The 24,234-nt window shown below is 42.8% G+C and carries 16 protein-coding genes and 1 pseudogene; 10 read left to right on the top strand and 7 right to left on the bottom strand.

Translation table 11 applies throughout. The features are described from left to right. Window positions 1-51: 51 nt before the first annotated feature. From V7K69_RS08855 to V7K69_RS08845, 3 genes are all read left to right on the top strand, one after another. Window positions 52-1,932 (top strand): ABC transporter ATP-binding protein, encoded by a 1,881-nt coding sequence (locus tag V7K69_RS08855; RefSeq protein ID WP_335033359.1) that lies wholly within the window; start codon window positions 52-54, stop codon window positions 1,930-1,932. A gap of 71 nt (window positions 1,933-2,003) precedes the next feature. Next, window positions 2,004-2,195 (top strand): hypothetical protein, encoded by a 192-nt coding sequence (locus V7K69_RS08850; protein WP_335033357.1) that lies wholly within the window; start codon window positions 2,004-2,006, stop codon window positions 2,193-2,195. 1 nt (window position 2,196) lies between these two features. Next, complete coding sequence (locus tag V7K69_RS08845; RefSeq protein ID WP_335033355.1) at window positions 2,197-2,475, top strand: GAF domain-containing protein; 279 nt, start codon at window positions 2,197-2,199, stop codon at window positions 2,473-2,475. Window positions 2,476-2,521: 46 nt separating this feature from the next. Here the strand turns inward: V7K69_RS08845 and V7K69_RS08840 are convergent, their stop codons facing one another. Further along, window positions 2,522-3,568, bottom strand: a complete 1,047-nt coding sequence (locus V7K69_RS08840; RefSeq protein ID WP_335033352.1) for a sulfonate ABC transporter substrate-binding protein — start codon at window positions 3,566-3,568, stop codon at window positions 2,522-2,524. Window positions 3,569-3,864: 296 nt separating this feature from the next. Further along, window positions 3,865-4,620: a dienelactone hydrolase family protein gene (locus V7K69_RS08835; protein WP_335033350.1), complete on the bottom strand. Its 756-nt coding sequence runs from the start codon at window positions 4,618-4,620 to the stop codon at window positions 3,865-3,867. Between the two features lie 218 nt (window positions 4,621-4,838). Between V7K69_RS08835 and V7K69_RS08830 the strand changes: the two genes are divergently transcribed. Beyond that, window positions 4,839-5,216 carry a VOC family protein gene (locus V7K69_RS08830; RefSeq protein ID WP_335033348.1) on the top strand — a complete coding sequence of 126 codons (378 nt, stop codon included), beginning with the start codon at window positions 4,839-4,841 and terminating at the stop codon, window positions 5,214-5,216. 285 nt (window positions 5,217-5,501) lie between these two features. On the opposite strand, the gene V7K69_RS08825 is transcribed toward V7K69_RS08830, so the two are convergent. Continuing rightward, entirely contained in the window at window positions 5,502-8,189 is a 2,688-nt protein-coding gene (locus V7K69_RS08825) for a beta strand repeat-containing protein (protein ID WP_335033346.1), read from the bottom strand. An 815-nt stretch (window positions 8,190-9,004) separates the two neighbouring features. Between V7K69_RS08825 and V7K69_RS08820 the strand changes: the two genes are divergently transcribed. From V7K69_RS08820 to V7K69_RS08810, 3 genes are all read left to right on the top strand, one after another. Then, complete coding sequence (locus V7K69_RS08820; RefSeq protein WP_335033344.1) at window positions 9,005-9,463, top strand: M67 family metallopeptidase; 459 nt, start codon at window positions 9,005-9,007, stop codon at window positions 9,461-9,463. A gap of 141 nt (window positions 9,464-9,604) precedes the next feature. Then, window positions 9,605-10,777, top strand: a complete 1,173-nt coding sequence (gene moeB, locus V7K69_RS08815) for a molybdopterin-synthase adenylyltransferase MoeB (protein ID WP_335033342.1) — start codon at window positions 9,605-9,607, stop codon at window positions 10,775-10,777. Between the two features lie 280 nt (window positions 10,778-11,057). Continuing rightward, a complete protein-coding gene (locus tag V7K69_RS08810; protein WP_335033340.1) occupies window positions 11,058-12,257 on the top strand; it encodes an MFS transporter in 1,200 nt (399 codons plus the stop codon). A gap of 225 nt (window positions 12,258-12,482) precedes the next feature. On the opposite strand, the gene ftsH4 is transcribed toward V7K69_RS08810, so the two are convergent. Together ftsH4 and V7K69_RS08800 are read right to left on the bottom strand one after the other, a co-directional pair. Continuing rightward, a complete protein-coding gene (gene ftsH4, locus V7K69_RS08805; protein WP_335033338.1) occupies window positions 12,483-14,348 on the bottom strand; it encodes an ATP-dependent zinc metalloprotease FtsH4 in 1,866 nt (621 codons plus the stop codon). A gap of 93 nt (window positions 14,349-14,441) precedes the next feature. Continuing rightward, window positions 14,442-14,627, bottom strand: coding sequence for a DUF2949 domain-containing protein (locus V7K69_RS08800; protein WP_114080862.1), 186 nt, complete (start codon window positions 14,625-14,627; stop codon window positions 14,442-14,444). A gap of 419 nt (window positions 14,628-15,046) precedes the next feature. Between V7K69_RS08800 and V7K69_RS08795 the strand changes: the two genes are divergently transcribed. Beyond that, a complete protein-coding gene (locus V7K69_RS08795; RefSeq protein ID WP_335033336.1) occupies window positions 15,047-15,241 on the top strand; it encodes a hypothetical protein in 195 nt (64 codons plus the stop codon). 8 nt (window positions 15,242-15,249) lie between these two features. On the opposite strand, the pseudogene V7K69_RS08790 reads toward V7K69_RS08795, so the two are convergent. Both V7K69_RS08790 and V7K69_RS08785 read right to left on the bottom strand, forming a co-directional pair. Further along, window positions 15,250-15,411: pseudogene (locus V7K69_RS08790) on the bottom strand (4-Cys prefix domain-containing protein); the annotation flags it as partial. A 235-nt stretch (window positions 15,412-15,646) separates the two neighbouring features. Beyond that, window positions 15,647-20,659 carry a CHAT domain-containing protein gene (locus V7K69_RS08785; protein WP_335033334.1) on the bottom strand — a complete coding sequence of 1,671 codons (5,013 nt, stop codon included), beginning with the start codon at window positions 20,657-20,659 and terminating at the stop codon, window positions 15,647-15,649. Between the two features lie 206 nt (window positions 20,660-20,865). Here V7K69_RS08785 and V7K69_RS08780 point away from each other — a divergent pair, with 206 nt between their 5' ends. Beyond that, a complete protein-coding gene (locus V7K69_RS08780; RefSeq protein ID WP_335033332.1) occupies window positions 20,866-22,698 on the top strand; it encodes a ShlB/FhaC/HecB family hemolysin secretion/activation protein in 1,833 nt (610 codons plus the stop codon). Between the two features lie 332 nt (window positions 22,699-23,030). Further along, window positions 23,031-23,687, top strand: a complete 657-nt coding sequence (locus tag V7K69_RS08775) for a pentapeptide repeat-containing protein (RefSeq protein WP_335033330.1) — start codon at window positions 23,031-23,033, stop codon at window positions 23,685-23,687. Window positions 23,688-24,234: the final 547 nt, after the last annotated feature.

Raw genomic sequence — 24,234 nt, 5'->3', positions numbered from 1 at the left:
TCCATTTTTATCTTGTAGAACAGCCAAAATGATGCTAGTGGATCGACCTTCATGACGAAAAAGACCAGACAATTCAAACCCTTTCAACGTGCAGCTGATGCACCAAACCTACCATCAACTCCATTCAGGTTCATTTTATATTTCGTTAACCAGTTTCGCTGGTGGTATGTATTAATGGTCAGCCTGGAGATGGTACACGCAACCTGTGGCATTATGTTGCCTTATGCCATTGGTGAGATCATCCGAGGTGTGACGAAATCAACGGGCGACAGCCAGCCCATTTTTGATGCCATGAGACAACCCTTGATGCTGTTCATCGGCTTGAGTGTGGGTGAAGTGGTATTCGGGCGTTCGGCTGGACTCTTGCAAACTATCCTCCATCCAATCCACCGACAACATATTGTGCGATCGCTATATGCCTACTTGCAACACCATTCACATCGCTACATGAGCAGCAGTTTTTCTGGGGCATTAGCACATCGAATTAGCGAAACTTCTCTGGGTGTTACTCAGACGATGCAAATGTTGATTACTGAATTTATGCCAGTAATTGTTGTGTACACCGTCGCCACGACGATACTGTATCGCGCTTATCCTCCTCTGGCTGCACTCGTGGGCGTGTGGGCAGTTCTCTTTATCAGTATTTCGTTCTGGCTGGCAACTCGCTGCCGAATTTACTCTCGGAAAGCCGCAGCCGCCAGAAGTGAGACAACTGGCATCATTGTAGATACAGTAACAAATCTCACCAGTAGCCGATTGTTTGCTCGTTTGGGTTTTGAACGACGCTATTTGAATGAGCAATTAAGCCGCGAACTCAAACAGGTGAGAAAGTCCAACTGGTATTCGGAGCGAATTCGCTGGTTTCAGTTCATCTCGGCAGCCATTCTAAAAATCAGCACCTTGTATTACTCGCTCTCTCTCTGGAGTCAAGGGAAGATCGCTACTGCTGATTTCGTTGTGGCAACTAGCCTGTCGCTGTTGATTATCAGTGAAGCGCGGAATTTGAGCCGCCGCTTTCTAGAATTTTTTGAACATATTGGCAATGTCGCCAATGGTGTCTTTACTATCGTTCAACCTCATGAGTTGGTCGATCGCGATCGCGCGATCGCACACCCAATTACCCAAGGTAAGATTGAGTTTCGCCGGGTGAATTTCAATTACTCGGATGAAAAGAAAGTTTTTAATAACCTTTCTGTTACTATCCAACCGGGACAGCGTGTCGGACTTGTGGGCTTCTCTGGTTCGGGAAAATCCAGCTTTGTCAATCTAATTCTGCGTTTATTCGACCCCCAATCTGGACAGATTATTATTGATGGGATCGATATTCGAGACATGACTCAGGATGCCCTACACGCTCAAATCAGTTTGATTCCTCAAGATCCATCTTTGTTCCATCGCACTTTGCTAGAAAATATCCGTTACGGACGCTTAGATGCAACCGATGAGGAAGTGTTCGAGGCGGCGCGAAAGGCTAATGCTCACGATTTCATCATCCAAAGTCAGGATGGTTACAATTCTCTGGTGGGCGAACGTGGTGTCAAGTTATCTGGAGGGCAGAGACAACGCATTGCGATCGCTCGCGTCATCCTCAAAGATGCGCCGATCCTGATTTTAGATGAAGCCACCTCTAGCCTCGATTCAATTACCGAAAAAGCGATCCAAGATACCCTCGACTTAGCAATGAATGGGAAAACGGTTATCGTGGTGGCTCATCGACTATCTACCATCGTCCATCTAGACCGGATTTTAGTGTTCGATAAAGGTCGCATTATTGAAGATGGTTCCCACGCTAAACTACTGGCACTTGGCGGTGCTTATCACAGGTTATGGAAAATGCAAGCAGGTGGATTTATCCCAGAAAATCCTGGCGAAGAACGCATACATGAGGTTCGCAGTGGCCCAGATAACGTTCAAAATGGAATGATCGCTTGACATTTACCGCTAATTGAGATTTAATTCCAGATTTAATTCAGGAATTGTGCGGGAAAGAGTCTATAAAACTTATGACTTCAGATATCAAACCCATTTTTGATACCCTGGCTGATGAGGAATCTGCCATCGGCTGGAATCGTTTGTTGGTCGAAATCCTGACCGCTTTCGACTGCTCTACAGGTACTATCCATATCCTAGATCGGGAAAGCCAGTTATTAGCACCTAAAGGCTTACCAAAGCATTCCAGAATTTCTGTTGCCTAAAATGACGGTAATTCCTATCGGCAAAGGGATGGCTGGTATCGCCGCCGAACATAAGCAACCCGTACAGATTTGCAACCTGCAAACTGACGAACAGGGGGTGGCCAAACCCTCGGCAAAAGAAACTAAGGTAAAAGGCTCCATCACAGTGCCACTTATGCTGAATGGCCGATTGTATGGAACCTTGGGCATTGCCAAGTCAGTTTCTTATGAATTCACTCCCAAAGAGGAAGAGATATTAATGGAGATTGGAGAGGTCATTAGCCGGAAAATCGTCAGTTAACAGGATTAGCAACTTTCCTAAACTGATTTACCAGATGTTCTTGGTACTATTTCTGACTTATGGTTTCTGGTGTGATGGCTGCATATTGTTCGCTATTCAGCATCGCTTCCTTGATATTGATGGGTTTAGGAATCACTTTTTCTCTGGCAAACAAATCTGCAATTTTCTGTTGATTTTCCATGATTTCTGGCGTAATGGGTCTTAAGCCATAAGTTCGCCTTCCAATCATTGTTGCTAAAATATCTTCATCAATTTTGAGATGAGGAATAGTCAGCTTTACAACTTCTGCTCGATTCTTTTCACCCCATTGACCTGTGTTATCTATCTCTTCAAGAACTAATCGTACTAATTTTGGGTTTTCTGTGGCAAATTTTCGCGCAGCCATGTAATATCCGCCCTGAGTAGAAATGCCGCTAGCATCTCTTAATACACGAGCATTTGCCTTTTTTTGTGCTACAGCTAAATAAGGGTCCCAAGTTACCCAGGCATCTATTTTTCCTTGAATAAAAGCATCACGGGCTTCTGAAGGAGGGAGGCTAATGGCTTGAATATCACTATATTTCAAACCAGCCTCTTCTAAAGCTTTTATTAATAAGTAATGGGAAGCAGAACCCTTTTGAAAAACTACTTTCTTACCTTTGAGATCAGCTAAAGTGCGAATTGACGAATTATTTTGGACGATAATTCCACTTCCTTTACCTGTGCTGGGTTTATTACTAGCAACATATACTAAAGATGTACCAGCAGCTTGGGCAAATATCGGTGGTGTTTCGCCTACAGAACCAATATCAACCCTACCTACATTCATTGCTTCCATCAGTTGCGGCCCGGCGGCAAATTGTGCCCATTCAACGGAAATACCTAAAGGCTGTAAACGCTTTTCGATCAATCCTTTAAGTCTGACCAGATCCCCAGAGCTTTGATATCCCATACGGACAGTTTTAGTTTTAAAGCCAGTGGTTTCATTACCTGCATTTGGGGTTGTGACTGAACAACTAATTAAGGTGGTTGAGATGGTTAATAAGCCAGGGAATAGGAATAGTGAAAAACGCTGAAAAATATTAACTCGTGGCTGTTTGAAAGCGGTAATCATGGAGGTGAGACTTTGTTTTTATTTGGCTAATAGTTACCGATGTTCAGTAGGCTTACATCTGTAAGGGCATTCTGAAACAAGACTGAACACCTGTGACATCTGTTCGTCTCTACTGCGTATTGCTCTTAATGTAAGTTCAATGAAACTCTTCTAGACTTGAACTAAAATTCAAGTTTCTCTTTGCATCAGAGAGGGACGGTTTTGTGTCGTAAAATCTCTTAGAAGTTTTTTGATTTAGATTGTTAGGCGAACAACACATAAGCCGTCGAACATTACATTACCCTTAACCCAAAGATTTAAACTTTTTGAAGCTGAAGGTTCTTCTGGAAAAGTTCTTGAACGTTTTTCCAAGCATCGGCAGCAGCTTCAGCATTGTAGCTAGGGCGATGGTTGCAGAAAAAGCCATGTCCTGCGCCAGAATAGCGAAATATAGCATGGGGAATTTGATTTTTCTTCAATTCAGCCTCAATTTGTTCTGTTTGTTCTAAGGGGATTCCCTGATCGTCAAGGCCAAAGAAGGCGTAAATGGGGCCTTTGATATCAGGAGTGCGGCTGATAGTTGGTTCTCCACCGCCGGGGGTTGAGTTAGGAATACCACCACCATAGAAGGAAGCTGTAACTTTAATATCTGGTAAAGTGGCAGCTAGATAAACTACGTGACCACCAAAGCAGAAACCAATAGAGCCGATCGCATCTCCTTGCACATTTGGTAAGGTTTTTAAGTAGGCGATCGCAGCCTTAATATCACTCAATATTTCCTCTGCTGTTGTCTGTTCCTTATACCCTCTTCCTTGCTGGACATCTTCAGGGGTGTATCCACCCTCAAAACCGGGAGCGGTGCGTTGAAATAAAGTCGGTGCGATCGCAACATACCCTTCTTTGGCAAATTTCTCAGCAACTTCTCGAATGTGAATGTTAACCCCAAAAATTTCCTGAATCACGATAACGGCTGGGAAGGTTCCCTTTTGTACGGGTTCAGCTAAGTAAGCATCGATTTGCAAATCCCCGTTAGGAACTTTAACTTGAGTGGTGCGAATTTCTGTGTTTGTCATCTTAGGGATTAGCCTGTAATTACTTTGAGAACGAAATGTTTTGTGGTAAGTTTTGTACAAAATACTTAAACTTTACCGATTTACCGTATTTTAAGAGTAGTATTTCACAAACAATGCCCAAAGGCAAGTCCTTATTTAAGAAGGAAATAGTTATCGGCAATAGGGAATAACTTTTTTCTGTCCCCTAAATTCTGAGATATCCCAACAGGAGAATGAAAATGACGCTCAAAGCAGTTCATCATATTCAGGTAACTTATCCTCAAGAAGTAGAGGATGCAATGCTATCTTTCTACAGCAGAATTTTGAGATTGACTGAAATTCCCAGACCTGATGCAGTCAAAAACGATTCAGGAGCCTGGTACAAGGTGGGAAACATTGAATTGCACGTTAGTAGAGAGAAAAACGCCAATAACCAAGTATCTAGAAGACATTTTTGTTTCCAAGTCGATGACTTGAACACCTTTGAGAAACACCTCAAAGAGTATGGGGTAGAAATTATTCCCGATCAACGACCACTACCAGGATGCGTGCGGTTTTTCCTCCGCGATCCTGGTGGGAATCGCATAGAGATCGCAGAGTTTGTCAAAAGTATTTAGACATATCCAGAAATTGATTAAATATGCGGCGTTGCATAATTAAGGGATGAACGGCCTATATTGTACATCCAACCTGAACCGTAAGAACGGGCATCGCTGTGGTAAAGAGAACTACATCTGTACTGCTTGCGATCGCTTATACGCTTGGCAGGGATACTCGTATATAATAGGTTATCAAAATTACAAACGAAGAGATCAATCAAATGCGAGATGTCTAGAATAACACCTCGCATTCTGAAAATTTATTATGTTCCTTGTCTCTTAGTGATCGAACCCTAATTATGATTAAACAACCAAAAAATTGTTTGTGGTTAATGACAAGCCAGTAGATATTTGTGCAAATAGTACTTGAGTAAAAGCACCTGCATTACCATCTTGGTCAAAGAACAATCCACCTGTAGTCGAGTTATAAATAAATCGTTGAGTGCTGGTAGTTGAAGATTCTCCGATTATAAACTGATTAGCTGAAAGTGAACCGATTGATAATCCGCCACCAAAACCAGCAGAGGATACTTGAATCAGGTCATTAGTGGCGTTAAAGTCAAAAATAGTATCAACGCCTTCATCGTAACTATTGAAAATAAAGGTATCACTACCATCTCCTCCTACAAGAAAATCATTGCCATTTCCACCAATAAGGTTATCATTGCCATTTCCACCAATAAGGTTATCATTACCCTTGCCACTAATAAGGTTATCATTGCCATCACCCCCGTTGAGGATGTTATCAAAAACACCACTAACAATTAAGTAGTCGTCACCAGCACCACCATTGAGTGTGTTCCGAGCCAAGAGGTTATCATCATTGGAGGCAGATGCAAACAGAGAATCATTACCATCACCCCCAGAGAGCAGATTAGAGGCAAAATAAGAATCAATAGTAAAAGAGCTAATACTCAAGTAATCGTCACCAGCACCCCCATTGAGTGTATTAGAACCCTCACTACCAATAAGAGTGTCATTTCCCGCATTACCCCGTAGCAGGTCGTTACCAGTACCACCATTGAGGTAGTCATTGCCTATACCACCAATTAGAGTATCATTTCCCGCACCACCGTTGAGGGTGTTTTTACCTAATGCATCAAAGGCACTAAGAGAATCATTGCCATCGTCACCAGAGAGGAGATTATTGCCTGATGAATAATCAATATTCAATGTATCGTCACCAGCACCACCGTTGAGGGTGTTATTTCCTGATGTGACAATATTGCCCCCGTTATAGTCGTCGTAAACGAAGCCAGTGCCGGAGAGAGAATCATTGCCATCGCCACCAGAGAGGAGGTTATTACCTGATGAATAGTCAATAGTCAATGTATCATCACCAGCACCACCATTGAGGGTGTTATTCCCTAATGTGACAATAACATCTAATGTGAAAATAACATTTCCCAAAAATTCAGGTTGATTGAAGTAGTAGTTTAAGCCAGTGCCGGAGAGAGAATCATTACCATCGCCTCCATTTAGAAGGTTGTTACCTGTTGAGTAGTAAACACTTAAGGTATCGTTACCAGTACCACCGTTGAGGGTGTTATTCCCTAATGTGTTATTTGATCCAATGTAGAAGTCAAAGTAGCCAGAGGCTAAGAGATAATCATTGCCATCGCCACCCGAGAGAAGGTTATCGCCTTTTGAAGCTTCAGCATTCAAGGTATCGTCACCAGCGCCCCCATCAAGGGTGTTATTGCCTAAGGATCTTACGACCCCGTATCTAGTTATGTTGCTATTAGCGAAGAGATAATCATTACCATCTCCCGCAGAAAGTAGGTTATCACCTTCTGAAGCGCCAATACTCAAAGTATCGTTACCAAGACCACCATCGAGTAAGTTATTGCCTGTTGAATAGCCAGCGACTAAGAAATCATCACCAGCACCACCGTTGAGAGTGTTATTGCCTGAGGCACCAACAATACTGTAGTAAGCGAAGCCAGAGACGAAGAGAAAATCATTGCCATCGTCCCCAGAGAGTAGATTATTACCTGTTGAATAGTCAGCATTCAATGTATCGTTACCAGCACCACCGTTGAGAGTGTTATTGCCTAAGCCACCGACGGTGAAGTTGTACGTGTCGCCAGAGACGGAGAGAGAATCATTGCCATCGCCTCCAGAGAGTAGGTTATCACCTGATGAATAGTTGGCATTCAATGTATCGTTACCAGCGCCACCGTTGAGGGTGTTATTGCCTGAGGCACGAATGGTATTGTTGTAATCGAAGCTACGAAAGAGGGAGAGAAAATCATTGCCATCATCACCAGAGAGGAGATTATCGCCTGATGAATAGTCAGCCTTCAATGTATCGTCACCAGTACCACCGATGAGGGTGTTATTGCCAGCACCGCCCCGCAGTAAGTCATTGCCACCTAATCCGTCGATTTTGTCATCACCCCCCTGACCATTAATGACATCATCCGATTTGTCAAAACCGTTGACATTGTTGTTCAGGTCATTAAGGAAAGTGACTGTGTTCTTTCTGAAGATAGTGCTTTGGGTGGAGTTGGCATTGAAGACATCAAAGCTGTCTGTGATGTTAGTTTGCCCATCAAATAGGATATTGCCCAAGTCTACAGTGGCTCCTGTAGATTTGCTCAGGTTATCCAGGTTTTCTAAGGCAAAGTTTTGCAGGATAACTTTGTTATTATTAAAGTACCCTTCAAAGGTGATTTCCAGATTGCTACCATTCTGGGTGAGCAGCAGATTTTGAGCAGTTAAGCCATAACCTTGGAATTTGATGGTATCGACTTCGGCAATGACTGCTGCTGTGGGGTTTGTGCCTTTACCTACTCCACCAAAATCAGTGATAGTATCAGTACCATCACTCGAGTTGTAAATAAATGTATCCTTGCCGCCGCCACCAGTTAGGGTATCATCGCCCTGTTTGGCTGTGATGGTATCGTTGCCTGCAAGACCCTTAATTCTGTCAGCGTTGTCAGTACCTAGTAAGGTATCATTTCCGTTGGTTCCATTGATATTTGCCATTGTTTTTTCCTACGTAAATCGATTTTTGGAGTAAATTGAGTTCTTAAGTTGCTGTAAATGCTTTTTGATGGCACAAAAATTAGCCGAAAATTGAGGTTTTCAAGATAATTTCATGTCACCCTTGAGGGTTACGAATTTTTACTGAAAATCACCCTTTTGATTTCCTTACAAGTAGTACATATAAAATTTATCGGACTATCTAAGCCCAATGGCACTGGATAAATTTCTGAGCCTGTGAATTCAATAAAACCAGTCGTTTTAGGCTTTTCTGAATCATCCTTGATTAAGTGATAAACGCTGAAAAAGCGCCGAAAAACTCAACTTTGAGTGCCTTAAACTCACAGTTAATAATTTAATCGGTTTGTCAATGAGTAAGTTTTACTAGCTTGAAAACAGATAATATTTGAAAGGACATAAGAAAAGGAATTTTTATGCCTTAGTTGTGCGCGTAACTTGCTGCCATAGGCATCGCTCTTGGGTGTCTAGCTTGAAAAGAATGAACATCTAAATAACCCGATAATAACTAACTAGATACCGAACATTTACTTAAATGTCTATATAGATAAATTTATCTTTGCATAATCTTCACATTATTTGTTGATAAATGTATATGTTGAGTACTGTGCTTTGTGTATTCTTTATATTTTGATAGTCTAAGAATTTGCACAAAGCAGCACCAACATCCCGAAAAATGAATAAAAAATACTTATATTGAAGAGAACGATCGCTCTCTTCAAAACAAAACCAGTAACTGGTGAGGTATTGTATTCAAACAAGAATCCCTAGCTAGCAACTAAAAAATTATAAACGCAGAGATGATCCGACTTAGCCCAGAACACTTGCAAACTATCCGCGCCCATGCCGAAACCACCTATCCAGAGGAGTGTTGCGGTATAATTTTAGGCTATTTGGCTAGTGAGGGCAAAATTGTAGTTGAAGTCATACCAACAGAAAATGCCTGGAATACAGAAGCGGGTGCTGAGTTTTCAGGGGAACGCACAGCAGAGAGTAAAAGACGGCAATATGTGATCGCACCCGAAGTTATGCTAAAAATGCAAAAGGAAGCACGCGATCGCTCACTGAACATCGTCGGCATTTTTCATTCCCATCCAGATCATCCTGCTATCCCTTCAGAATGCGATCGCTTATACGCTTGGCAAGAATACTCGTATATAATAGTTACCGTCCAAAACGGTAAAGCTGGAGAACTTCAAAGCTGGAGCCTTGACGATCGTCATCAATTCCAAGCAGAGACAATTGAAAATATAAAATAACTGGCTTAGTTCAAAGACAGTCACTCGTAGCGGTTTTAGCCGCCAACACGGATAGAAAATTCATCTTCCCCACTCCCTATCTCCATAAGAGATACAGTTTTTCGATAGGATAATATTCCGCTCTCCCAGATCATAACTGCTATGCTCAATCCCAATCTGGACGAAATCCAGTTGACCAAAGACGATTACGAACGCTACTCCCGACACCTGATTTTACCGGAAGTAGGACTAGAAGGACAGAAACGCCTGAAAGCCGCCAGTGTACAGTGTATCGGTACAGGTGGACTAGGTTCACCACTCCTTTTATATCTGGCGGCGGCGGGTATTGGACGCATTGGAATTGTGGATTTCGATGTTGTTGATACTTCCAATCTGCAACGCCAAGTTATCCACGGGACATCTTGGGTGGGTAAACCCAAGATTGAATCGGCAAAAAACCGCATTCACGAGATTAATCCCTATTGTCAGGTTGATTTATACGAAACTCGCCTGACTTCCGAAAACGCCCTAGAAATTCTTGAACCTTACGATATCGTCGTAGATGGTACTGATAACTTCCCCACCAGATATCTAGTTAACGATGCCTGTGTATTGTTAAATAAGCCCAACGTCTACGGTTCTATTTTACGCTTTGAAGGGCAAGCTACTGTATTTAACTACCAAGGTGGGCCAAATTATCGTGACCTTTTCCCAGAACCACCACCACCAGGAATGGTTCCCTCTTGTGCCGAAGGTGGCGTACTGGGGATTCTGCCAGGAATTATTGGTTTAATCCAAGCAACGGAAACTGTCAAAATTATTTTGGGACAAGGTAATACCTTAAGTGGGCGATTGCTGCTATATAATGCCTTAGATATGAAATTTCGGGAGTTGAAACTGCGTCCTAACCCGATTCGCCCAGTGATTGAAAAGCTGGTAGACTACGAAGAATTTTGCGGAATTCCACAAGCTAAGGCAGAAGAGGCAAAACAGCAGATGGAAAGTCAAGAAATGACTGTTAAAGATTTGAAGGAATTGCTGGATAGCGGTGCGAAGGATTTTGTACTGCTGGATGTCCGCAACCCCCATGAGTACGATATTGCCAAGATTCCTGGTTCGGTTTTAGTGCCCTTACCAGACATTGAAAATGGCAATGGCGTTGCGAAAGTGAAGGAAATTTTGAATGGCCACCGCTTAATTGCTCATTGTAAACTGGGCGGGCGATCGGCAAAAGCCCTCGCCATCCTCAAGGAAGCCGGGATTGTCGGCACAAATGTCAAAGGCGGAATTACCGCTTGGAGTCGAGAAATCGATCCTTCTGTTCCAGAGTATTAACAAGAGAGGCAGGAGGCAGGAGGCAGGAGAAATACTGCTTCGCCTCCGCTCTTTTTTATGGAATTAAAAATTAAAAGTTAAAAATTAAGAAAAAGAATAATTTTTAATTAATTTTGATACAGAGCCAACAATAATATATGACGCAGTGTTAGCGAGTCGACGTACTCCTTCCCTACGGTACGCTACGCGAATGGAGAAGCAAGCTACGCGCAGCGTCTCATAGAGAGCGTCTTGGAATTTTTAATTAATAATTTTTAATTTTTAATTGGAGCGAAGCGACTTGACTACCTCAAAATCTCATTTCAATATTTTATGGGTGCAAGTTTGGGTATTGGCGGTGGTGCAGGGAGCAATTACCCTCACCTGGTTAATTTATAATATATATTTGCCGCAACTTTTAACTCAGTTTGGTTTTCCCGCCTCGCTTGCAGTTGCCTTAGTACTAATCGAAAATGCCTTGAGTGCGGTGCTAGAACCATTGATGGGGGGACTTTCAGACCAAGCTAGACGGTGGGTAGGGACTCGGTTTCCCTTCATCTCAGTAGGTATGATTCTGGCATCGGCTTTGTTTATTGCCATACCATGCGTTGTAAGTTTGATTCCACCTACTACTGTAATGCGATCGCTCTTACCTATAGCATTGGTAGCCTGGGCATTAGCAATGACAATATTTCGTTCTCCAGCAATGTGCCTGTTGGGAATGTATTCTACACCAGCCCAGTTACCATTAGCAGTAAGTGTTGTCACTTTAGCAGGCGGTTTGATTGGGGCTTTTAGACCGATAAGCCACAAATTTATTCTCAGCTTAGGGCCAGTTTATACCTTTGCGATCGGTTCTTTCGTCATGTTAGGTGCGGCGGCTGTGTTGCGATTAGTCAATCCTCCAGAAGCACCTGTGGATAGACACCAAATAGAAGTAGTAAAGTTGCCCTTACAAAAATTGGCTTTGATTTTAGTAACTGGTTTTGGTGTAGCGTGGGGTATCCGATTTCTCTTTGATGTTTTGGGAAAAGTTCTAAAGACCCAACTTAATACTGATAATATTGATGTGCTTATGGTGTGGATCGGATTAGCGATCGCAATTGCCAGCATACCAGCAGGAATCTTCGCCGTCAAAATTGGTAATCGTCAAGCAATGCTTTGTGGGATCTGTGCAATGATTCCCTCTTTATTGATAATGATATCTGTGGGCGCACAAATTCCGATAATTGCGGTAATCGTTGCGAGCTTTAGTTTAATTGTTAATGGGGCAATTCCTTTTGCTTTAGAACTAGTACCTCAGCGATGGGCGGGATTAGGAATTGGGATGTATTTTGGTGGGTTTGCTTTAGCCATGAGTTTGTTTGGTGTGATCTTTCCCAAGTTACAAGCAATAACACCTTTTGTTGGTGCAACTGGAGGTGCATTGGCATTTTTCGTAGCTGGTGTTTGTATCGCAATAAGTGGGATTTCTGAAACGCAGAGGAACGCAGAGGTATAGCAAGGGACTGGGGACTGGGGACTGGGTGAAAAGTCTTTTTGTTTCTAAGGTTAAGACAAGAGATGCTATGAATCGCCGTCTCTAAAATAATCAGTCCTTTGTAGAGACGGCGATTTATCGCGTCTTTGCGATCTAGAATTTTCATCAAAAAACCTTAATCGAACCGTATTGACAGCGTAAGGACGCAAAGTTATCCTCTGCGTCCCTCTGTGTACGAATTACGAATTACGAGTTACCCACAGGTTTAACTTGACTCAACAAATCGTGCAGTTTTTCGCCTTCAATGACTTCTGTTTCTAAGAGTTGAGTTGCGATCGCCTCTAGCAAGTCTCGATTCTGTCTGAGAATCTCTAGGGCTTGTTCGTGGGCTGTTTCCACAATTTCCTTGACTTCGCTATCAATAGCTTTGGATGTGTCTTCACTCACCGCCCGCCGAGGATTAGCCCCACCATTACCCAAAAACATCGATTGTTGTCCTTGTTGGTAAGCTAATGGCCCTAAGACTTTGCTCATACCATAAGATGTTACCATCCGTTCTGCCAAGTCAGTTGCTCGTTGCAAATCGTTGGAAGCACCTGTTGTAATACTGTTAAACACAATCTCTTCGGCGGAACGTCCACCTAATAGAGTTGCAATCTGACCCCGCAATTCCTCTTCATTCATCAAAAAGCGGTCTTCAGTTGGTAATTGCAGAGTGTAGCCCAAAGCAGCCATCCCACGGGGAATAATCGAAATCTTTTCTACCCGACCGTTTCCGGTGGTTAGCGCCCCGACCATTGCGTGACCGACTTCATGGTATGCAACAATCTTTTTCTCAGTCTCGTTCATCACGCGACTCTTCTTCTCTAAACCGGCGACTACCCGCTCAATTGCTTCGGCAAAGTCCTCTTGAGCAACACTTTCACGCAGATTACGGGCTGCTAATAATGCGGCTTCATTTACCAAGTTTGCCAAATCTGCACCAGCAAAACCAGGAGTACGAGTAGCGATCGCTTTTAAATTTACATCATCTCCTAATTTTACCTTTTGAGCGTGAATCTTGAGAATTGCTTCCCGACCAGATAAATCAGGACGGTCTACCAACACTTGACGGTCAAAGCGGCCTGGACGCAACAATGCAGAATCAAGGCTTTCGGGACGGTTGGTAGCTGCTAGGACAATCACCGTTGCATCCCCAGCCGCAAACCCGTCCATCTCTGTTAGTAACTGGTTGAGAGTCTGTTCTCGCTCATCGTTACCACCGTAGAAGCCGTTACTGCTACGAGACTTACCGATCGCATCTAATTCATCAATGAATATAATACAAGGAGCCTGTTTCTTCGCCTGCTCAAACAAGTCCCGCACTCTGGAAGAACCCACACCGACAAACAATTCTACAAACTCGGAACCAGAGATGCTGAAGAATGGAACACCTGCTTCCCCTGCTACGGCTTTCGCTAAAAGTGTCTTACCAGTACCTGGAGGGCCAACTAACAACACACCTTTAGGAATTCTCGCGCCAATTTGCGTAAACCGTGCTGGAGTCTTGAGGAAATCTACAATTTCCACTAACTCAGTTTTCGCTTCTTCTACGCCAGCCACATCTGCAAAGGTGATTTTAGCTGATTCGCCTTCAACGTAAACCTTAGCTTTGCTCTTACCAATAGAAAGCGCACCTTGAGGGCCACCGCCGCCGCCACGAGACAGAAAGAATTGCCAAATACCAATAAAAATCAGTGGTGGAATCACCCAACTTAAGAGGGTTGTAATCCAAGTATTCTTGGGTGGAGGTGTAGCAGCAAACTCAACTCCCTTTTCTTCTAGCAGTTTGGGTAACTCTAAATCAAAGATTGGTGTAGTTGCAAACACCGGGCCCGGCTCGGCATTTGCTGTTTTTAATTCGTAGAGAATCTGATTTTGACCAACAGAAACGCGATTAACTTCCCCTTCTTGTACTTGATGAATAAATAAACTATAGGGAACACCAGTAGGGCCAGCAGCAAATAAACCAGGCAAAAATAAATTTAACAGCAGGAATACACCTGATACTGCCAGTAATATATTCGCAATGATCCGAAACCGGGGTGACTTAGGTTGTTCTTTAATCGCCATAAATCTTGTTACCAATCCTTAAGAATGAAAACTGTTGAGAATGTAACTTTATAGTAGAGTCTCGTTTTAAGTCCATATAATTGAAGCAGTAGCTTATACTGTTTCTAACCAATCAAAAATTTGGGCCAACTGATCCAGTGTTACCAATCCATATTGCCAGAGGGTCATAGCCAGGAAGTTGGGGGTCTGCTCACAATGTCGCAAAGCCAAAGAAATTGCTCCACCAGAAATACCCAACTCTTCTTCTAAAAAATGCACCAATTGATCTGTAGCTTTCATCGCAATGTTAAACAATGTTAAATAAGTTTTATTTCTGAGAGAGTTTGACTTGTGTGATGCAATGTACAGGTTGCATCGTAAAGTTGTTCAATTTGTCTTAGATCCTTAAGAATACTACTTATTTTCATAATTTCTCCTGTTTAGCAATGTCGCAGCATTTTTTATTTATGTAACTAAACTTAACAATTAACTTAATCTTTGGGAACTAACAAGCAAATACGGTTTACCGTACTCAAAGGCTTAACACCAATGGAAATGAGAAAATTTAATGAACGGAACGCCGTTGAAGAAGATGCAGAGATTGTGAGAAGCGAAGAGAAATCCCCCATCTCGTCTTCCATATCCTGACTTTTCACGTTATATGGAAATAATCCACCAAAAACCTAACCCAATACGGTTCGGTTAAGACAAGAGACGCGATGAATCGCCGTCTCTACAATAATCAGTCCTTTGTCTTGACGGCGATTTATCGCGTCTTTGCGATCTATAACTTTTCATCAAAAAACCTTAACCGAACCGTATTGCCTGCGATCTCACTCAATGTGCAAATTAAATGCTTAACAGCTTATGTTCCTTTTTCAGCAACAAAACTAACTAATACCACAGGCTGCTAGTTTTACTGTTCATCAATAGCTAAAAACGTTCTCCCAAAGCCACCGCATCCAATGACAGCAAGTGCGCGATATCGCTGCTTAAGTAACAATTCCTGACCACAACTATTACAAAAACTAGAACTGTCAGTATTTTGCGGACGCAAGCAGTCAATATTGGTACAGTAGCTCATACTAGATAGTACTATTCGTTGCAATTGCTATATATCAAAGTATTCCCATGCGATCGCCATAATTAACCCGTAGTTTTGTAGGTTGGGTGCAGCGATCGCGTAACCCAACATAAATATATCTAGTATTCTTAGCTTAGTTGGCTTATGTCTGCGTTTAGAATTTTGTTAAGCGATCGCAATTTTTCCCAAAATTCTCCGTGGGTAAAAGCGTGAGAGTATAGTTACTTTTGCCACTTTACCAGGGATTACCAACCATTGTGAATCCAGACCAATAATAAGGATGGGTAAGTAATTGCTCCCCTTCATCAGCACTGTTATTAGGTAAAGACAAGTTCCCCAGTACTCCCAAACCTTCTAATTGACCATTTTTGACATAAATTTGACCTTTGGCCATAGCTACCTGAGCCTGTCTGAGGGCTTCTGCCTTAATTGGAGCTGTCCTCAAGTTTTGATAAAATTTTGTCATCAAGGCTGCTGTACCAGCATCATTAACCGACCAAAGACTAGCAACACTAGTTTTCACGCCTGCCAGTACTGCTAAACCTGCAAATCCAAGTTCTGACTCTTCATCTCCTAATGCTGTTCTACAAGCACTCAGCACCAGCATTTCAACTTCGGGTTCATTAAAGCGCAACTGTCGTAATTGGTTCAAGCGTAACTTGTCCTCCCACAGTTGAATATAGGAATTACTCAAAGCGCCGGTAGCAAAATCGGCATGGGTTGCCATGTGAATAATCCCAAAAGGTTGTTGGCGGCGGACAGTTTTGAGATTTTCTAAGGTAGCTTGCTTGTCTAACAATAATTTGCCCTGCCAAAGTTTAGACACCAGTGTTGATAACTCCAGGGGAACTGCTGGTAAAGGTTCTTGTCCTTGTGTACTCTGAGAAACCCCTAGCGCTAAAATTTGAGATTTTTTAATGTCTTTATAAAGGGTGTTAGTCAAGCTGATACTGGGCATCAAGCCAATGCTATATTTTTCTACTAGAAATCCCTTGCCATCATGAAGTGCTGCCATTGGGGTTGAACGTAACCCAATATCTGGTAGAAAAACCAAATTATTGATTTCTCTTGCTCGTAAATCTGCCTCTAGTGGTGCAATTATCCAGCGATAAAGTTGTTGAGATGGACGCAAATAACCGGTGCGGCGACGGTTTTGTGGACTAACTATTTGGTCACGAAATTCTTGAGCTACTTGGAGAACTTTGGCTCTGGTCGTTTCTGGGATGCGCTTGCGGATGGGGTCGCCTTTTCCAGTTACTACGACTATTTCCAGTTGGTCGCTATTCTGCTCTGCTAGAGTATTTAATTGTTTAGTAAATTTTTGAGATTTGCCCAAATTTCTCTCTGGTATTATCTCCACAGGAACAAAACTGATGTAAATAAATGCAGGTTTTACACCAGTTGCTTCTTCAATTTTGCGAGCAATTTCTTTGGCATCATCTAGTGTTTTAATTTTAGGAGTCGGGATGCCTAAATGGTCGGCAAAATCATCTGTGAATTGATCTTCAGGTGTGGGATCGGTATTAATAACAGGGTTATCAATCTTAGGATTATTGGGGCCAGGGACATTGGGTTTATCTGGAGTGCATTGGAATGAGCAAGGGGGAGGATTTGGGGTATCATTCCGGGGAGGAATCTGACTGACATTAATTCCTATCTGTACAGGTGCCGAAGACGAAACGCGGTCATTTGCATTAATTACAAAGGCATTTAGTGACCCATTTACATCAGTCGGAGGGGTATACACCAAAGTATCGCCGCTAGATAAGGTAGTTACACCAGGAATGACGGGAAGTCCATTGACAGTTAGATTTCCTGTATTTACTGCATTAACTTGGATCGAGGTGATGTCATTATTAGCATCGCTGACCAGTGCAGCCAAACTAGAGAATGTTAAGGTAACAGGTTGATTGGTCTGGGTGTTGGGTAGCGATGAGTTTGCCGTTAACACAGGCGGAGTGTTGACGGAAGTAATGGTGATGCCGGTTGGGGTGCCGATCGCATTTCCACCAGTTGGCAAAACAGGAAAGCTACCCGAAGCGATGGTTGTACCGCCACCCACATCAACTGTTCCGGCTGTACCATTAGTACTCGTCGCATCACCCACGATAAATGGCACATTACCTGGGCCACCATCATGTCGAATTGTGACAGTGCCTCCGGCGATGCTAGTGGTTACTCCTTCTCCAAAATCGAAAATTCCGCCGGTGGCGATGGTAGTACCTACCCCTATTCCTTGAACTAGTCCGTTTGTCAGCACTTGCACATTGCCACCTTGAACCGTGTTGGCATTACCAAAATCCGTTGTGGCCTGTGTGTTGATGTTGGTAAAGCGGATTGTGCTGCCAAAGGGATTAGTAGTTCTTAAAGTAACGTTGCCACCTGTAGCGCTTGCAGTACCATCCACTTCGGTGGCAGTTGCTGAGGCATTAATACCACCATTAACGGTGATATTCTCTGTGGCAGTTAAGGTAACTGCGCCGGCTGTACCAGTAAACTCGCCACCTCCAGTCTTGACTACAGACGAGTTAATCGCCCCAGTGGTAATACTACCTGCTGTAGTTGTTGCAACTATATTGCCACCGCTACCTAAGCGATCAGCATCATTAGAAAAGGAATTAATTGTATCTGTGAGGATATTGCCTGCCGCAGTCAAAGTCACTGTTCCCGGTATGCCGCCACCACCACCGCCACCACTATCGCTGGTGTTAATCTGATTGAGGGTAATTCCGCCATTGCTACTTACGACTTGAACATTACCTGCTGAATAGCCTTGTCCACTGGCAATAATGCTGCCTGCACTAATATTGCCACTTGTCGCAGTCAGGGTTACATTTCCACTTCTAGCAAAATTACGAGTTGTGTTTAGATTTCCCAGTGATAAGCTGGCTCCTGAAATGGTGATTTGTCTGCCGTTAGTGTTGATGGCGCTGCCTGTACCCATCGTAAAAGCTCCTACACCGCTATTGTCTGCATCTGCGGTAAATGTAATTGCTCCTCCAACTGTATTATTTACAAAGTTTAAAGATATGCCATTGTCAATTGCGATGTTGTTAGTTGCTTGTAGAGTGACAGCAGCATCCTGACTTTGTAGAGCATTTTGGGAAATCGTGAAGGTCGCTGGAGGAGTGCCTTGTAGGATTACAGGTAGAGAGATATCCTGCGGTTGGGGAGCGATCGCTATAATGTTGATATCGGTTGGGTCTAGTAATAAGTTACCAACAATACCATTCTTGGCACTCAGAATAGTATTACCACTGTAAATTAGGTTCTCCTTACCTGACACTTCCACAAAACCACCATTGCCGGAGTTCAGACCGCCACGAGCGGTAATATTGCCCAAAAATCCCGTTGTCTTATCACCCCAAACAATTACCCGTCCGCCGTTTCCATTTAAATTGCTATCAGCATTAATGACAGAGTTGGAATTAATATAAGTTTGATCTGCGTTGGGTAAAGTTCCCTTACCTTGGTAATCGCCGCCAATTAACACAGTACCGCCGCCATTGCTTCCAGAGGCGTTAATATTGGCATCAACCAGCGCAACTTTTTTACCCAAAGCAGTTACTGTACCGCCTATTTGACTTGATACATCCACTGTCCCAGAAACAATTGTTGTGCCTGGTGTTGTGGGAATTGTCACATTAGATTCTGTTAATTTTACAGTCCCATCAGGATTTGCAGTTAACCCAGTGTTACCAACTGTGAGCAATTCAGGTATTGAGGCGATGGGAATTGTCCAGTTATTGGGTTGGGTGCTACTAGAGGCGAGGGGTTGAATTTCTAGACTCAGCAGATTTCCTGGCTGACTGAGACGCACCCAATTTTGCCCAGGTACAGATGTGATCGAAATCTGCCCTCCCGGTGCCGAAAGTTGCCCGGTGTTGACTACAGTACCAGCCAATAAATTCAAATTTTGCCCAGCGCCTACTGCCAAATTTCCAGCATTGGCGATCGCTCCTGGCTGGTTCATACTAAAGGCAAATCCGTTGGGGTTGCCAACTAAAGCAGCGTAATCATTAACACCAATCGCATTGAACCAACTGCTGCCAAAACCAATGCCATTGGCTGTTGTCACCGTGAAAGCACCAGGTACATTTAAGCTGGCGTTTGATCCAAAAATAAATCCGGCTGGATTCATCAAGAAAAGGTTAGCATTGCCACCTGTTACCTGAATTAAGCCATTGATAACCGAGGCATTTCCGCCTGTAATTCGACCAAGGATATTTTGCAGCGCCGGACTAGCTTGAAAGTTGGCGATTTGTTCTGGTGAAATCCCAAATTGTTGAAAGCTGTGAAAGAGGTTAGCGCCATCTCCAGAAGTTGTACCACCAGTGATATTAAGTTGATTACCGTTGGGTGTAACAATTGTGTTTGTACCATCGGCAGCAGGGACAATTTGTGGTGTTTGGGCTAATGCCGTACTAGTGACTGTCACCAGAGGCAAAATAGCTAGGACTGAAGCGGCGATTTTGTTTAGTAGAGGTTTTTTACGCCGCAAGATGAAGCGACTTTCTGGCAATTCTACATCGATTTGTAACTTTTCTGCTAATCCACGCCGCCAAAGTGCTTGAGCGATCGCCTTTTGTGACCAGAGTATTTGTTCTGTTTTTCTTGTAACAGATATGCTTTGAGAATGATTTCGGTACAAGTAGAGGGGCTGTTTGACTCGGCTTACCTGGGTTACTTCTGAAAGTCGGAGACACAAGTCGTAATCATAAGCACTACCAGCAAAGGATGCGTTCACACCTCCCACCCGATCGTAAACTGAACGGCGCATCAGGCGGAAGTGGAAAGTCATGAAGTTCACCAACAGCCCTTCTGGGGAGTAAGGAATATCACAGCGATGACCGTAGCCAATGACTTGACTTTTTTCATCAATATTTAAGTAATCGGTATAAACAAATCCTGTTTCTGGGTGGCGATTAAGTACTGTAGCAGTTTGAGCGAGGGCGGTAGGGGCTAGGATATCATCACTGTCAACTATACCGATGTAACTGCCGCTAGTTTGGGCGATCGCTGCCTTACAAGCCGCAGCAACTCCTTGATGCTGTGCTTCTACTACCCGCACTCGCCTATCTTGTTGAGCATAAGCGTTTGCGATCGCCACTGATCCATCTGTAGAGCCATCATCCCAAATTAGTAGCTCAAAGTCTTGCCATGTTTGCGCTAATACGCTGGCGATCGCTACCCCAAGGTAAGACTCCCGGTTGTAATTGACGATGACTATGGAGATCAGTGGTGGCATCGAAGTATTCCCAAGTTTTCTACCTGTTATCACAATATAATGCTAAGGGCTATCACTTAGAAAAAATTGCTGTTAAGTATTGTTTTAGTTACAAATCTTCTGAAATCTGAATGTCAAAAATATGATATTGAAATATTCATACAGCCATAGCACACTCAAAAATCAAAATTAGCCCAGTCGTAAAATAAGGCACCCACTGAGGAGAAATGAGAAAAGAAACAGAAACTGGCATTAAGCCGAAAAGAACTACTCAGAAAAGCATTGTCTGTTTCTCTCATCAGTTAAACACTTGGCAAATTCTAGTAACTACTAGATTGAATAAGCACTGTTTTAGTCTTCAGTGTGGCTTACTAATTCTGCCTGCGGTCTGGATTGTAACTGCAAATGGACTGAGAGCTACGGCGAATATATTGACACCAGACTCAACTCAAAAGATTAGTCAGCCAGAGTTACAAATAGTACAGGCATCAGAAACTGCCCCAGAAAATAACCCCAATCAAACCGAACCAAATCCCCAACCAGAAACACCACAACGAATTCGGGTTCGTAAAATCCAGGTTGTAGATAGCACAGTTTTTAATGAAAATGACTTTAATCCAGTTGTCAAACCCTTTGAAGAACGGGACTTAACTTTAGAAGAAATCAGACAAGCCGCAGATGCTATTACCCAGCTTTACTTAAATAAAGGCTATATAAATTCCAGAGCAGTTCCAGACATTCAGCAACCTAGTACCGCCGATGGTGTTGTGGTAATTCGGGTAATTGAAGGGCGTTTGACAGAGATTGAGATCGAAGGAACGCGACGATTAAACCGATCTTATGTTCGTAGTCGCATCCAATTAGGTGCAGGTACTCCTCTGAATACTAGTAAGCTCGAAGATCAACTGAAGCTGTTGCGACTCGATCCCTTATTTACAAATGTGGAAGCACGTCTGCGTCCAACGGGTAAGGTTGGTCAAAGTGTTCTCATTGTCAGAGTTGAAGAGGCTAACCCTTTAACTGGTAGCTTGGGTGTAGATAATTATTCGCCTCCGAGTATTGGTGCGGAAAGATTGGGTATTGAACTGCGCGATCGCAATTTAACTGGGATGGGAGATGAGTTAGCAGGCTCCTATTACCACACCCTTTCTGGTGGTTCCGATGCTTTTGATTTTAGCTATCAAGTTCCTGTGAACGCCATGAATGGCAGGGTGCAGATTAGAGCCGCATTTAATCGCAACGAAATCACTGAGGCACCCTTTGATGTTTTTGGCATTAGGGCAAACCAGGATCTTTATGAAATCAATTATCGTCAACCATTGATGCGATCGCCAAGAGAAGAATTTGCCCTATCTTTGGGATTTACCTATCAAGATGGTCAAACCTTCCTTGATAACTTTGCTCAAGGCTTTGGCATTGGGCCTGATGCCAATGGCGTTAGCCGCACCAGTGTAATTAAATTTGGTCAAGATTATATTAAGCGCGAACCTCAAGGAGCTTGGTTTTTGCGATCGCAATTTAATTTTGGCATTGACATATTAGATGCAACTACCAACAATGACCCCATACCCGATGGTCGCTTTTTCAGTTGGTTGGGTCAAATACAGCGCGTGCAGCAACTCAGCGCCGATCATCTGTTACTTATCCAAGCAGACCTACAGCTAACACCAGATAGCCTTTTACCTTCCCAGCAATTTGTGATTGGTGGTGGACAGTCTGTAAGGGGATATCGCCAAAATATTCGCTCAGGGGATAATGGATTTCGTGTAGCGATCGAAGATCGGTTCACAGTGCAGCGCGATGAATCTGGATTATCCGCGATTCAACTTGCGCCATTTCTGGATATGGGAGCCGTCTGGAATCAGTCAAATAATCCCAATCAGCTACCCGATCAAACTTTTTTGGTAGGTGCAGGCTTAGGATTATTATGGAATCAGGCAATGGGAATTGATAATCTGTTTTTGCGGCTTGATTATGGATTTCCATTTATCGATCTGAGCGATCGCGGCAATAACGCTCAGGATGATGGCTTTTACTTTAGCCTTCGCTATCAACCTTAGTACAGCAATATGGGTAGGCTTTCTTTCTGTAGCTATGTTGAGTGCTGAGTGCTGAGTGCTGAGTGCTGAGTTAGGAGTCAGAAGTCAAAAGTTAGTATGTTTTCCCCTGCCCCCTGCTCCCCACCCCTGCCTCTTTTTCAATATTTCCTGACCTATGTCAGCATTTTTTGTTTTAAAAACCACTAAAAAAACGCATTTTCAGGTGATTGGCGATTTTTGGTCAATTTATTTTTGATTATTTACTGAGCTAATCTGCCTTTGGGGTGTACTCTCAATATACGGTAACTATCACACTCGACCTTTGAGATAAATTACACCCAGAGGTGAATACCATGAAAAATTATGCTGATAAGCAAGAATTTGTATTAAGTCAAATCACAAGTAAATATTTTCAGCGCCGAGATTTCAGTGGATGTGACTTGAGTGGAATTGACCTAAAAGGAATTAATTTAACTGGTGTTAACTTTATAGGAGCAGATTTGAGTGGAGCAAATTTATGTGGCTGTGTTCTCACTCGTGCTAATTTAAGTGGTGCAAATTTGATGCAAGCTAGCTTACGCGACGCTAATTTGTATGAAGCATCTTTGTGTGAAGCTAATTTGATTAATGCTGATTTAACACGAGCAAATTTGTGCGGAACTTTCTTATGGCGAGCGAAATTTACAGGTAGTAATCTTTGGGGTGCTTCTTTATGCGATGTAGATTTGAGAGAAGCAGACTTAAGTGAAACCAAATTAATTGAAGCATCACTGATTGAAGCTAACTTAGTTAGAGCAAATCTCACAGGAGCAAAGTTATGTGGAGCAAAATTACTAGAAGCTAATTTAGCTGAGGCTAACTTAACTGGTGCAGACCTGACATGGGCAAATTTAACCAAGGCGAACTTGAGTCAAGCAAACCTTTGGGAGACAAACCTTATTTATGCGAGGTTCCGGGATACTATCATGCCTGATGGCACTATTAAGCAACCTCAGATAGTTATTTATTAGTTAGGAGTAGCCCTGTCAAAGTGAGATAATCTTGTGATTTCGTTTCCATGCTCTGTATGGGGCTTTCCTTTTAGCAATCAGCAAATATTTATTAAACAAGAAAAATTTTGTATTTATTAGTTCTATTAAAAGTTGCTGTTTAAGTTTTTTTATTACATACTCATCCACAACAGGTTGTTGGGTATAACTTTTAGCTGATTTTTCAATTAGTGAGTGCCAAATCAATCTCTCTATGGCATTCAAAAGTTGGAATTTAGGAACAGTCGGATAAATACTTTTTAGTTAGTAATTCAGGATATTTCAGCCCTTCTCCGCGTTGGAGAGGGGTTGGGAGAGGTTCATCAAACTCACGTTAATTCAGTTAAACTTGGTCAAAACTTGGGGTGCGGTACTTTATTTGCGTAATGTACCCTATTTTCGTTGTATGTTCCTTAGATACATCGAACTGCTCTTGTAACTGGAGTTTAGACTAAGCCATGCAAAATGACCCAGCAGGGCTGAGTTAATCAGAGACTTAGCAAAAGTATGAATAATCTTAGGTATTAAA

The sequence above is a fragment of the Nostoc sp. genome (genome assembly GCF_036917775.1).
GTDB lineage: Bacteria > Cyanobacteriota > Cyanobacteriia > Cyanobacteriales > Nostocaceae > Nostoc.
Note: the sequence above shows the minus strand (reverse complement) of the source record. Positions and strands in the feature narration are given on the sequence as shown.